This window comes from uncultured Adlercreutzia sp. (genome assembly GCA_910585575.1).
GTDB lineage: Bacteria > Actinomycetota > Coriobacteriia > Coriobacteriales > Eggerthellaceae > Adlercreutzia.
Map to the genome: position 1 here is coordinate 1 of CAJUFS010000068.1, position 12,801 is coordinate 12,801.

Consider the following 12,801-nt stretch of genomic DNA (forward strand, 5'->3'; position numbering starts at 1 on the left):
TCCATCAGCCTGGGCATTTGGATGTACTGCGGCTACGAGTGCATTGCCGCCATGTCCGGTGAGTACGAAGACTCCTCGCACAACGTGGCCCGCGGCTTTCGCATTGCCCTGCCGCTCATCGCGCTGTCCTACATTCTGCCCACCCTGGCCTGCCTGGCCGCCTACCCGGCCGGCTCCTGGACGCAATGGGGCATTGACGGAGGCTTCAGCGCCGACGTACTAGGGTACGGTACCATCTTCTCCATGGTGCTAGGCCATTCCGGCGTAGTATTGTTCCTGGTCATTGCCATTATGAGCCAGTGCACTATCTACAACACCTACCTGGCCTCGGGATCGCGCTCGTTCTGGGTACTTTCCGAGGACAACCTCTTCCCCAAGTTCATTCGCAAGGTGGACAAGGGCGGCCGCAGCCCTTACGTGGGCGTGCTCACCATCGCCGTTTCGTCGTTGATCTTCTCGCAGTTCGACTTCGTGGCCATCATCGAAATGAACATCGTGTTCATCCTGGCCCGCTACATGTTCCTGGGGTTCATCGTCATGAAGCTGCGAAAGATGTACCCCGTGGCCGAGCGCCCCGCCGACATGTTCGTCATCGGGGGCGGCAAGGTGGGCGTGGTGGTGTACTCAGTGCTCGCCTGCGGTATCGCCACCTTCGCCCTGTGCCTCAGCCCCTTGGAGAACTTCCTCGCAACCATGCTCTTCTTGGCTTCGGGCGTCGTAGCCTACGTGATATTCAAGCGTGTGTACGGCGGCCTGACCGTGGACGACCCCGACGGGCACCCGGTTGATGAGCGCACGGGACTTGCCCTGGGAGACAAGCGGCGCATCGGGTTGTTCGCCCTTATTGTGGCAGGGCTGTTTCTGCTGAACCTGCTGATGAACGTACTGTTCTTCTAGGCGCTAAGCGGGACAGCTGGCCGCCAAGGGCTGGGGGCGCTAGGCCACTTCCACCAGCGAGAGCACCTCAGCGTCGGTTACCTCGGCCAGCAGCGGGCGCGGGTTCAGGAAGGCCAGCTCCATGAAGAAGGCCAGACCTGCCAGACGCGCGCCGGAGCGCTCCACCAGCTTCACCATGGCCACCGCGGTGCCGCCCGTGGCAATGAGGTCGTCCACGATGAGCACCACATCGTCGGAGGCGAGGGCGTCCTCGTGCAATTCAAGGGAGTTCGTGCCGTACTCCAACTCGTAGTCCTCGCTGATGGTAGCCCGGGGCAGCTTGCCCGGCTTGCGGGCCGGCACGAAACCGGCACCCAGCTTGTAGGCCACGGCCGCGCCGAACAGAAAGCCGCGGGCCTCGGCGCCAACCACCTTGGTAATGCCCGCATCGGCGAAAGCAGCCGCCAGATCATCCACAACCGCGGCGAAAGCCTCGGCATCGGCCAGCACCGGCGTGATGTCCTTGAACACCACTCCCGGCTCGGGATAATCAGGGATATCGATAATCAGTTCTTCATAGCGACGGGCCATGGGGCATCCTTTCTGTATGGGATTCCATTGTCCCGCAAAGCGGTAAATTACGCCAGGGCAATAAGAAACACGCTACAATAAGCCCCATCACGCCACCCAAGGGAACAGGAGCGTCCATGGAGGAGTTCTTCAAGATCAAGCAGCGCGGCTCATCGGTGCGCACCGAGGTTATCGGCGGCCTGACCACCTTCCTGGCCATGGCCTACATTGTGGCCGTCAACCCCGCCATCTTGGCCGACGCCGGTATTCCCTTCGAGGCGGCCCTCACCGCCACCTGCTTCGGCGCGGCCGTGGCCACCATTGCCATGGGTATCTTCGCCAACCGCCCCATTGCCCTGGCCTCGGGCATGGGCATCAACGCCGTGGTGGCCTACGGCATGTGCGGCTCTTTGGGCATCGACTGGCGCGTGGCCATGGCCGTGGTCATGCTGGAAGGCGTCGTTATCCTGGGGTTGGTGCTCGGCGGCCTGCGCAAGGCGGTCATGGACGCCATTCCCCTCGACCTGCGCCAGGCCATCGGCATCGGCATCGGCCTGCTCATCACCTTCATCGGCCTGAAAGGCGCCGGCCTCATCGTTGCCGACGACTCCACCTATATTGCCCTGGGCTCCCTCACCGACCCCACGGCCATCGTGGCCATTGTGGCTTTAGCCTCGGCAGTTATCCTCACCTTCATGCAGGTGCCCGGCGCGCTGCTTATCTCCATTATCGTGGCCGTGGTGGTGGGCCTGCCCCTGGGCGTCACCCCCGTACCCACGTCCTGGAGCCTGGGGCTCGATTTCTCCGCCTTCGCCGCCCCCTTCCAGGAGGTGGACGGCACCATGGCCATCGTGCAGGTTATTCTGCAGCCGGCCCTGTGGCTGTTCGTGTTCAGCTTGCTCATGAGCGACTTCTTCGACACGTTGGGCACGGCTGTGGCCATTGCCAAAGAAGGCGATTTCATCGACGAGAACGGCGACGTGAAGGACATCAAGGCCATCCTTACCGTCGACTCCACGGCGGCCATTGTCGGCGGCTTCTTCGGTGCCAGCTCCATCACGTGCTTCCTCGAGTCCGCCTCGGGCGTGGCCGCCGGCGCGCGAACGGGCTTTTCGAACCTCATCGTAGGCCTGCTGTTCATCGTCTGCGCCTTCCTGTCGCCGCTGTTCGGCATGGTTACCGGGGCCGCCACCTGCGGCGCACTCGTGGTGGTGGGCTTCCTCATCATGTCGGAAGTGGGCTCTATTAACTGGCACACCCCCGAGGTGGCCTTCCCGGCGTTCCTCATCATTGTGGGCATTCCGTTCACCTACTCCATCACCAACGGCATCGGCCTGGGCTTCATCGCCTACGTGCTGCTGATGGTGGCGCGCCGCCAGGCCCGCGAGGTCAAACCCCTCATGTGGGTGGCCGCCGCTGCCTTCCTGTGCATGTTCCTGTTCGTGTAGCCTTTTCGCAGCCGCAATCCCCAAGGAGGGCCCATGATCGTTTTGGTAGTGAACGCCGGCAGCTCGTCGCTGAAAAGCCAGCTTATTGAAACCGACGGCAAGGTGGCGCTGATGAAGTGCCTGGCCGAGAAAGTGGGCACGCCCGAAGCGTACATGAACGTGTCCTTCGCCCCCGATTTCCAAAAGGTCACCTACAACGTGGCGAACCTTACCGTGGCGGAATGCCTGGCGAAGCTTCTGGAAGTGCTGGTCGACGACCCCGAGTCGCCCATCAGCGGGCTCAACCAGATCGACGCCATCGGCAACCGCATCGTGGCCGGCGGCGAGTACTTCACGAAGTCAGTAGTCATTGACGATGACGCCCGCGAAAAGCTGACGGTCTGCGAAGAGCTGGCCCCGCTGCACAACCCGCCGGCTGACGCCTGCATCGACATGATGCGCGAGCTCATGCCCGAGGTGCCTCAGGTGGCCGTGTTCGACACCGCCTTCCACGCCACCATGCCCCCCAAGGCCTACATGTACCCGCTGCCGCGCGAGTACTACGACACCTACCGCATTCGCCGCTACGGCGCCCACGGCACCAGCCACCGCTACGCCGCCCAGCAAGCCGCGAACCTTCTGGGCCGACCGCTGCGCGACTTGGGCCTGATCACCTGCCATCTGGGCAACGGCGGCTCCATCACCGCGGTGAACCACGGCAAATCCATCGACACCTCCATGGGCTTCACGCCGCTGGAGGGCCTCATGATGGGCACGCGCTCCGGCTCCATCGACCCGGCTATTGTCACCTATCTTATGCGCCGCGAGCACAAGTCCTTCGACGAGATGGACGCCATCCTGAACAAGAAGAGCGGCATCTTGGGCGTGTCCGGCGTGTCGGCCGACATGCGCGACGTGCTGGAGGCGGCCAGTGCCGGCAACGAGCTGGCGGAGCTGGCCATCGACATGTACGTGTACCGCGTGCAGAAAACCATCGGCGGCTACTACGCGGCCATGACCCGTACGGACGCAGTGGTCATGACCGCCGGCATTGGCGAGAACTCCGCCGAGCTGCGCGAGCGCATCTTCTCGGGCCTGGCCCACATGGGCATGATCCTCGACCACGAGCGCAACAACGTGACCGGCCAAATTGGTGTGAACCGCATTGTCTCCATCGACGACTCCCCCATCAAAATCTGCGTCGTCACCACCGATGAGGAAATGCGCATAGCCCGAGAAACCGACAACCTGGTCAGCCAGCTGTAGGGAGGAGCCATGACCCAGCCACATGCCGCCCTCATCCCCTGGGACAAAGCCGCCTCAACCACTTCAGTGCTAGACGTGGCCGCAGTAGTTGCCCTGGAGCAGCGCATCGCGGAAGCAGGTACCTCGCTTTTGGAGCTGATGACCCGAGCGGGACACGCGGTAGCCGAAGCGGCGGTTCAACTACAGCCTCGGGACGGCGCCGTGGTTGTCCTTGCTGGATCGGGCAACAACGGCGGCGATGGATGGGTGGCCGCCCAGAATCTGGCAGATCGCGGCTATGCCGTGACCCTGGTAACCAAGCAAGCCGCGCCGAATCTCACAGCCGAGCCGGCGCGCACGGCGGCCCTTCACGCACTCGAAGAACCGAAGCGAACGGCTTTTACCATCTTGGAAGACCCCGACCAGACGGCCCTTACCGCCACCATCGCTCAAGCAGACCTGATCATTGACGCCATCCTGGGCACCGGCTTCGCCCATAGCCAAGTGCGCGCTCCCTACGACACGTGGATTCAAGCAGCCAATGCTGCGCGTGCCGACGAAGGGGCACGCATTCTGGCCGTCGATTGCCCCAGCGGCTTGAACGCCCAAACGGGTACCGCGGCCGATCAATGCATCACGGCCGATGCCACTGTCACCATGCTCGCCATGAAGCCCGGCCTTCTCGCTCCAGAAGCCGCCGCCAAAACTGGACAGCTTCTCCTGGCGCCCCTTGGGGTGTGCGAGGCCTAATCCAGGTACTCCCGCAAATAGCCGTAGCCTTCCTTATTGGCCAAAGTCTGCGGCGTGCTCCGCCACGAAAGCCCGGGCGTCGGCCAGATTCACGTGGCAGTAACCGAAGGGGTTGCGTCCCAGATAGTCCTGATGGTAGGCCTCCGCGGGAGAGAAGTTCTGCAGGGGGCCATATTCCACGCGAGGCATTTTGCCCTCCACCCGCGCCAGCGACACCAACGCCGAAACCACCGCAGCTTCGTCGGCGGGATCGACCCAGTAGATGCCCGTGCGATACTGCGTGCCGCGGTCATTGCCCTGGCGATTGAGCGAAAAGGGATCGATAGTGCGCAGGTAGGCCTCCAGCAAAAGCGGCAGAGGCAGCACATCGGCGTCGTAGGTCACGCGCACCGCTTCCGCCGCGCCGGTCTCACCGGAGCACACCTCCTCATAAGTAGGGTCGGCCACCGCGCTGTTCGCATAGCCGACCTCAGTAGCCAAAACTCCCGGCAGCCGTTTCAAATAAGCCTCCGTGCCCCAAAAGCACCCACCGGCCAGGTAAATATCTCGCTTCTCCATGACAGGCTCCTTCCTTGTTGTGCGTCATCCTAGCAAGAACGTCCTCTTTCTTTCGGAACTGCCACCGTTCTGCGACTTTCAAACCACTTCCGCGCCGATCTGCTACGCTTGACGCAAACGCACAATCTCAGAAGGAGACGCCCATGGACGGAAAAGCTATTCACCGCTGCCTGCACGTGCTTGATTTGCAGAAGTCCCTTGATTTCTACGAGCGCGCGCTGGGCATGACCGTCATTCGCCAAATGGGACCCGAGGACGGCTCGTGGTCAAACACCTTTATCGGCAATGAGGATTCGGGATTCCAGTTGGAACTTACCTGGAACCGCGGGCGCACCGAGCCCTATGACAACGGCGGCCGCGATTCACACCTGGCCTACACGGTGTCGGACTACGACGCCGCCCACGCCTTGCACCAGGCCATGGGCTGCATCTGCCACGAGAATGCCGCCATGGGGCTCTATTTCATCGAAGACCCCGACGGTTGCTGGATTGAGATCTTGCCCGAGAAGCCCGAGTTCGCCGCCCAACCCGGCGTCGATGTGCTGGACGCCATGCGCCGGCGCCGCAGCGTGCGCCGCTATTCCGGCGAGCCTATTCCCGATGCGCTGATGGACCGTATAGTGGAGGCCGCCCTGTTGGCCCCCTCGGGACGCAGCCGCTACCCCTGGGAGATTACCGTCGTGCGCGATCGCACGCGCCTGAACCTCTTGGCCAACTGCCGCGAGCACGGCTCCGACATGCTGGAGGGCGCCGATGCGGCCATCGTCGTGGCGGCCAACCCGGCCCTGTCCGATACCTGGATTGAAGACTGTGCCATCCTCATGGCCAACATGCACCTGGAGGCGGCCGCCAGCGGCGTGGCCAGCTGCTGGATTCAGGTACGCGGCCGCAAGGCCCTCGACAGCCGCCCTTCTCGTGATTTCGTGGCTGAGGCCCTGGGCCTTCCCGCCAATTTGGACGTCGAGGCCATCCTCTCGCTCGGCATGCCCGAGCAGCCGCTGACCCCGCGTACCCCGGCCGAGCGGCTCCGTGACAAAATCCACTACGAACGCTTCGACGACCCCTCGTTCTAACCCCTCTCCAGAAAGGTCCTCTTATGACTGCCTCCGCATCCGCCCCCGCCTCCTCCACTGCCCCGAATATCCTGCTCATCTACACGGGCGGCACCATCGGCATGATCGAGGACGCCCACACCGGCGCGCTCGTGCCCTTCGATCTGGCCCACCTTATGGAGAACGTGCCGAAAATCGGCCGCCTTGGCTACCACATCAGCCACGAGCAGTTCAACCCACCCATCGATTCGTCCAACATGAACCCGGCGCACTGGAAGGCCCTGGCCACCATGATTGCCGACGCCTACGACAGCTACGACGCTTTCGTGGTGCTGCACGGCACCGACACCATGGCCTACACCGCCAGCGCCCTGTCCTTCATGCTGAAAAATCTGGCGAAGCCGGTCATCATCACGGGCAGTCAGCTGCCCATCGGCGAGATTCGCGAAGATGGCACCGAGAACCTGATCACTGCGCTGCAGATTGCCGCCGCCCGCGACGCGTCCGGCGCTCCCCGTGTGCAGGAAGTGGCCATTTCCTTTGGACGGCATCTGTGGCGCGGCAATCGCTCCACCAAGGTGAGCTCCACGAACTTCGGCGCCTTCCGCTCGTTCAACTTCCCGTCCCTGGCCGACATGGATCTGCACATCACCTACCACGACAAGTTCCTGCTGCACCCCGAGCCCAGCGCCGTCTTCAAGCTGGAGGCCGCCATGGACGATGCCGTAGGCGTCATCTGGCTCTATCCCGGCATCACCGAGAACGTTCTGCGCGCGCAGCTGGAAAACGAGCAGGCCAAGGGCTTCGTGCTGCGCACCTTCGGTGCCGGCAATGCCCCAACGGAAAGCTGGTTCACCCGTGCCCTGGCCGATGCCGTGAAGGCGGGCAAACTCATCGTGAACGTCACCCAGTGCCCCGCAGGCGGCGTGGAAGAGAAGCGCTACGCCACCGGTGACGCTCTGGCCCAGGCGGGCGTGGTGTCGGGCTACGACATGACCTGCGAGGCCGCCCTCACCAAGATGATGCACCTCTTCGGCCAGGGCCTTGCCACTGCCGACGTGGCCCAGCAGATGCAGGTTGCCCTCGCCGGGGAGCTGACCCGCCCGTAAACCCGCGCCTCCACCGACGCGTACTGCAGTAATTGCAAAAAAGGTCACGATTCGTGACCTTTTTTTGCAATCTATGGATGAGTCTCCCTTAGCTGCCTCGGCAAGCCTTTTCGAACGTGCCTATGCAGCATCAAGGACGGCTCCCCGCCTTCACGACGGGGAGCCGCTCTTTTGCTATTCGCAGCCTTCGAACTGGGAGTTGTAGAGCTCGGCGTAGAAGCCGTTCTGGGCCAGTAGCTCCTCGTGGGTGCCCTTTTCCACAATGTCGCCGTCGCGGAGCACCAGAATGACGCTGGCGCGCTTGATGGTGGACAGGCGATGGGCGATGACGAAGCTGGTGCGGTCGGCCATCAGATCGTCCATGGCGTCCTGGATGAGCACTTCGGTGCGGGTGTCCACGTTCGAGGTGGCCTCGTCCAAGATGAGCGCGGGACGATCAGCCAGCACGGCTCGGGCAATGGTGATGAGCTGGCGCTGACCCTGGCTGATATTCGACGCCTCCTCGTTGATGCGGAAGTCGTAGCCGCCGGGCAGCGTGGCAATGAACTCGTCGCAACGCGCCACCCGAGCCGCGCGCTCCACTTCCTCGTCGGTGGCGTCAAGGCGGCCATAGCGGATGTTCTCGCGGATGGTGCCCTCGAAGAGCCACGAGTCCTGAAGCACCATGGCGAAGTCCTCGCGCAGCTCGCGACGCTCCCAATTACGCACGTCGATGCCCTCTACGCAAATGGAGCCGGCCTGGACGTCGTAGAAGCGCAGCAAAAGCTTCATGAGCGTGGTCTTGCCGGCACCCGTGGGACCGACGATGGCCACGGTGGAACCAGGCTCGACATCGCAGCAGAAATCCTTGATAACGGGCAGATCGGCATCGTAGCCGAAGCGCACGTGGCTGAAGCTCACGCGCCCCGTGCGGGCTGCGGGCAATTCCGGTGCGGCAGGCTCGCTCTCCTCGGGCGCGGCCAGAAACTCGAAGACGCGCTCGGCAGCAGCGGCCATGGATTGCAGCGTGGTAGACACGTTGGCCAGCTGGGTGATGGGCTGGGTGAAGTTCTGCACGTACTGCATGAAGGCCGAGATGGTGCCGATGGTGGCAATGCCGGCCACGGTGAGAAGCGAGCCCACCATGACCACGCCCACATAGCCCATATTGGACACCAGGCGCATGAGCGGCGGCATGAGGCCCGAGAGGAACTGGCTCTTCCAGGCGCTTTCGTAAAGCTCGTCGTTCTCCTTCTCGAAACGCTCAACAGCGTCGTCCACCTGGTCGAACACCTGAATGACGTTCTGGCCCGAGAAGTCTTCCTCGACAATGCCGTTCACCACGCCCAGCTGGCTCTGCTGCTTCACGAACCACTTCTGGGAAAGGCGCACGACAATCATGACCACAATGAGCGATACCGGAACCGTAAGCAGGGTGACCAGCGCCAACGGCCACGAGAGAACGAACATCATAATGGTGACGCCGACCACCTGGGTAGCCGAGGTGATGAGTTGCGTGGCGCTTTGGTTGAGCGTTTGGGAAAGCGTGTCCACGTCGTTGGTAATACGCGAGAGCACGTCGCCCTTGGCGTGATTGTCGAAGTAGGACAAGGGGACCTTGGCAATTTTGGCAGCGATGCGTCCGCGTAACTCGAAGCAGAGCTTCTGCGTAACGCCGGTCATGAGGAAGCCCTGGGCCAACTGGGCAGCCGAGGAGGCCAGGTACAGGCCCAAAAGCACCAGGAGCACCCGCCCGATAGCGCCGAAATCGATGGCGCCCGTGCCGTTCACTTGCGCCAGGAGTCCGTCGGAGACCATGGTGATCACCTGACCGAGCACCGCCGGCCCCACCACGTTAAAGGCAATGGCGGCGATGGCGCACAGCACGGCGCCGATAAGCGCCAGCAGGTGCGGACGCAAGAATCCAAGCAGCTGGCGCAAGGTTCCCTTGAAGTCCTTCACCTTGGGGGCAGGCCCGCGCATGGGGCCGCGGCCCATAGGGCCGCCGGGCATACCGCCCGGATGGCCCATGGCAGGGCGCGGTGCGTTGGTTGTTTCCGTGCGCGCCATTACGCCTCACCTCCCTTCGATGCCGCGTCTTCTTCGGCAATGGTCGCCATCTCCCGTTGCGTTTCGGCCACCAGGGGCGTGCCCTCGATACCCAGCTCCTCGGCGGAAAGCTGCGACAGTGCAATCTCGCGATAGGCGTCGCAGGTGCGCAGAAGGTCATGGTGGGTGCCGCGCCCCACAATGCGGCCGGCCTCGAGCACCAGAATCTCGTCCGCCTCCATAATGGTAGCCACGCGCTGGGCCACTACGACGACGGCCGCATCGCCAGAGCCGTCGCGCAATGCGCGGCGCAGCTTGGCATCGGTGGCGTAATCCAGGGCCGAGAAAGCGTCGTCGAACACGAGGATTTCCGGCTCGGCCGCCAGCGCGCGGGCAATGGAGAGTCGCTGGCGCTGGCCGCCGGACACGTTGGCGCCTTTCTGGGCGATGGGCGTGGCGTAACCCTCCGGCTCCTCGTCGATGAACTCGGTCGCCTGGGCCACCTCGGCGGCATGGACCATGCGCGCGTCGTCCATGGCCTCATCGGCAAACTTGATGTTCGACTCGATGGTGCCCGAGAACAGAAAACCCTGTTGGGGCACGAAACCGATGCGGCTTCGCACGTCGGATACCTCCATGGCGCGCACATCTACGCCGTCGATGAGCACCGAGCCTTCCGTGGCATCGTACAGGCGCGGGATAAGCTTCACCACGGTGGACTTGCCCGAACCTGTGGACCCAATGAGTCCCAAGGTTTTGCCAGCGGCGGTGGTGAAGCTGATGTCGCTGATGACCGGCCGTTTCGCATCGGGATAGGAGAACGACACGTTGCGGAACTCCACCTGGCCGCGGGGCGCGTCGGAAGCGGGCGTCGCCGGCGCGGCAGGGCTTTCGATGGAGGGCGGACAGTCCAGCACCTCCCACACGCGCTCCGCCGACACCTGGGCGCGGGGCAGCATAACAGCCACCATACCGAGGATCATGAAGCTCATGACAATCTGCATGGCGTAGGTGATGAAGGCCATCATGGTGCCCACCTGCATGGTACCCACCGCCACCCCCTGGGTGCCCACCCACACGATGAGCAGCGTGATGAGGTTCATCACCAGCATGATGATAGGCATCATGAAGGCCATGGCACGGTTCACGAACAGCTGGGTGCGCATGAGGTCGGCCGAGGCGTCGTTGAAGCGATCAACCTCGAAGGCTTCGCGGCCAAAAGCGCGGATGGGCATGAGGCCATCCAGCATGTCGCGGGAGACCAGATTCAAGCGATCGACCAGCGACTGCACAATCTTGAACTTCGGCATGGTCAAACCGAAGAGCACTCCAAGGGCGGCAAGGATGGCAATAATGGCCACGCCGATGATCCACTCCATGCCGCTGCGCGTGGCCGTTACCTGCAGAAAGGCCACCACGCCCATGATAGGGGCCATCATGATCATGCGCATCATCATGACGGTGACCATCTGTATCTGCTGCAGATCGTTGGTCGTGCGCGTGATAAGCGAGGCCTGGCTGAATTTGCCCACCTCGGCCGGCGAGAAGCTCATGACCCGCCGGAAGAGCTTCTTGCGCGTGTCGCGGGCAATGGAGGCCGCCGTGCGAGCCGCCACAAAGCCCGAGGCGATGGTGGTAACGAGCGTACCCAGGCACAGGGCGAACATAAGGGCGGCCGTGCGCAGCAAATAGCCGTTCTGGACGTCGGCCAGATTATCGCCCGCAGCCTCCATCTGGGCGCGCTTGGCATCGACGGCCTGCTGCACGGCCAGAGCGTCGCCGGTGTCGCCGTAGGGGGCTACCTCATCGGCCGTCACCTCGATGCCGCCCTGCATAAGCCCCACATCCACGATGTCGCTCATAAGGTTCGGCAGCGACAGCTCGAGATTGGCCTGAACGACCAGCAACGCAGCACACAGAAGGAAAGCGCCAACGTGCCCCTTGAAGAATCGAAAGAGTTTCATCGCGCCTCCTTGCTGCCAGCGCCCGGAGCTTCCGCGTTCACGTTCCGAGGAAAGGGCGCGCCTTCCTCCATGATGTCGGCAAGATGACCCAAAATACGAACGGCGTCCCGGGCATCCTGCGGACCCAATTGGCGAAGAATGGCCGCCGTATGGCCGACCATGGCCTGCTCATGGGCATCGGTGAAGGCACGACCCTTGTCCGTCAGGGTGACTACCACGCTGCGGGCATCTTGCGGGGCCGGCGCCTTTTCCACATAGCCCTTTGCCTCCAGCGAGCGAACGATATTCGAAACACGGCCCTTGCTCAGCCCCGACAGCTCGCAGAGCCGTCCCGGGGTGGCCGCCCCGCCTTCGTGGCCCAAAAGCGCCAGCACGATAGGCGTGCCCCGGCTCGCATCGCGCAGATCGCTAGGAAACGGCGGCCGAGGGTCGGGATGCGCGCCTTCTTTACAAGCCGCTACCGCGTCGGGCTCGGGACGCCTCCCCTTACCGCAGCAACGGGGGCCCGGCCCTCCCGGAGGCGGCCCGGGATGAGGCCGGCGCAGCCCCCCCATGAGGCGCACCACCTGCCGGGCCAGCCCCTCGTAGTCAACAACTTCGGCGCCCTGGCTCGTCGCCCGCGAAGCCTCTTCGATACTCTTGCTCATAGGAAACTCGTTTCTACTGGAAACTAACTTGTTCGAGCGAATAGTATCGTATAGAAACTAATCCCGCAACCCCTGTTCGCAATCTGGCAAGAATCGTCACCGTCGCGACACCCGAAGTCCCCCAACGCCCCAAGAACCCCGCGCCCGGCCGCAAAGCAAAAACGGCTCCCCGCCACTATGCGGGGAGCCGCCCTTCAACGAAGCGCTTTTTGCAACGCTGTCGGCCGTTTACCAGGTGCGGGACGCCATAGCGCGGAACTGGGCCACCGTGGGCACATGGGAGTTCATGCCGCCGTCGACGGTAACCACCTGGCCGGTGAAGTACGCACTCTCGTCGGACCCCAGGTACACGCACATGGCTGCAATGTCATCGGGGCAGCCATAGCGGGTAACCTCGATGTTCGCCAGGAAGATCTCCTTCAGTGCATCGGGCACGCGCGCCTCGTTCTCGGGCGTCACGATAAGGCCCGGGCGCACGCAGTTGCAGCGGATATTCTCCTTGCCGTACTGCAGCGCGGTGTACTTCGTGAGCATGTCGACGCCGGCCTTGGCACAAGCGTAGGCCGTCGTGCCCA

12 protein-coding genes are annotated in these 12,801 nt (G+C 63.2%); 6 read left to right on the plus strand and 6 right to left on the minus strand.

Translation table 11 applies throughout. From position 1 onward, the window contains the following. Window positions 1-897, plus strand: an 897-nt coding sequence (locus QZ307_RS08960) for an APC family permease (protein WP_295998887.1), incomplete at its 5' end; no start/stop codon positions are given. A 39-nt stretch (window positions 898-936) separates the two neighbouring features. On the opposite strand, the gene QZ307_RS08965 is transcribed toward QZ307_RS08960, so the two are convergent. After that, window positions 937-1,467, minus strand: coding sequence for an adenine phosphoribosyltransferase (locus QZ307_RS08965; RefSeq protein ID WP_295998890.1), 531 nt, complete (start codon window positions 1,465-1,467; stop codon window positions 937-939). A gap of 116 nt (window positions 1,468-1,583) precedes the next feature. Here QZ307_RS08965 and QZ307_RS08970 point away from each other — a divergent pair, with 116 nt between their 5' ends. The 3 genes from QZ307_RS08970 to QZ307_RS08980 are packed head-to-tail and all read left to right on the plus strand — an operon-like array spanning window position 1,584 to window position 4,868. Beyond that, a complete protein-coding gene (locus tag QZ307_RS08970) occupies window positions 1,584-2,894 on the plus strand; it encodes an NCS2 family permease (protein ID WP_295998893.1) in 1,311 nt (436 codons plus the stop codon). Window positions 2,895-2,927: 33 nt separating this feature from the next. Next, a complete protein-coding gene (locus QZ307_RS08975) occupies window positions 2,928-4,139 on the plus strand; it encodes an acetate kinase (protein WP_295998895.1) in 1,212 nt (403 codons plus the stop codon). Between the two features lie 9 nt (window positions 4,140-4,148). Next, window positions 4,149-4,868: an NAD(P)H-hydrate epimerase gene (locus QZ307_RS08980; RefSeq protein ID WP_295998898.1), complete on the plus strand. Its 720-nt coding sequence runs from the start codon at window positions 4,149-4,151 to the stop codon at window positions 4,866-4,868. A 33-nt stretch (window positions 4,869-4,901) separates the two neighbouring features. On the opposite strand, the gene msrA is transcribed toward QZ307_RS08980, so the two are convergent. Further along, window positions 4,902-5,426, minus strand: a complete 525-nt coding sequence (msrA, locus tag QZ307_RS08985) for a peptide-methionine (S)-S-oxide reductase MsrA (protein WP_295998901.1) — start codon at window positions 5,424-5,426, stop codon at window positions 4,902-4,904. A gap of 143 nt (window positions 5,427-5,569) precedes the next feature. Here msrA and QZ307_RS08990 point away from each other — a divergent pair, with 143 nt between their 5' ends. Together QZ307_RS08990 and QZ307_RS08995 are read left to right on the plus strand one after the other, a co-directional pair. Continuing rightward, window positions 5,570-6,499, plus strand: coding sequence for a nitroreductase family protein (locus tag QZ307_RS08990; protein ID WP_295998904.1), 930 nt, complete (start codon window positions 5,570-5,572; stop codon window positions 6,497-6,499). 23 nt (window positions 6,500-6,522) lie between these two features. Further along, on the plus strand, window positions 6,523-7,587 hold the full coding sequence (locus tag QZ307_RS08995) for an asparaginase (protein ID WP_295998907.1): 1,065 nt from the start codon (window positions 6,523-6,525) through the stop codon (window positions 7,585-7,587). Window positions 7,588-7,761: 174 nt separating this feature from the next. Here QZ307_RS08995 and QZ307_RS09000 read toward each other — a convergent pair whose 3' ends face one another. From QZ307_RS09000 to QZ307_RS09015, 4 genes are all read right to left on the minus strand, one after another. After that, a complete protein-coding gene (locus QZ307_RS09000) occupies window positions 7,762-9,636 on the minus strand; it encodes an ABC transporter ATP-binding protein (protein WP_295998911.1) in 1,875 nt (624 codons plus the stop codon). Next, window positions 9,636-11,579: an ABC transporter ATP-binding protein gene (locus QZ307_RS09005; protein ID WP_295998915.1), complete on the minus strand. Its 1,944-nt coding sequence runs from the start codon at window positions 11,577-11,579 to the stop codon at window positions 9,636-9,638. The genes QZ307_RS09000 and QZ307_RS09005 overlap by 1 nt, the downstream gene beginning before the upstream one ends. Then, a complete protein-coding gene (locus QZ307_RS09010; RefSeq protein ID WP_295998918.1) occupies window positions 11,576-12,226 on the minus strand; it encodes a MarR family winged helix-turn-helix transcriptional regulator in 651 nt (216 codons plus the stop codon). The genes QZ307_RS09005 and QZ307_RS09010 overlap by 4 nt, the downstream gene beginning before the upstream one ends. Window positions 12,227-12,454: 228 nt before the next feature. After that, window positions 12,455-12,801, minus strand: a 347-nt coding sequence (locus QZ307_RS09015) for an SDR family oxidoreductase (protein ID WP_295998921.1), incomplete at its 5' end; no start/stop codon positions are given.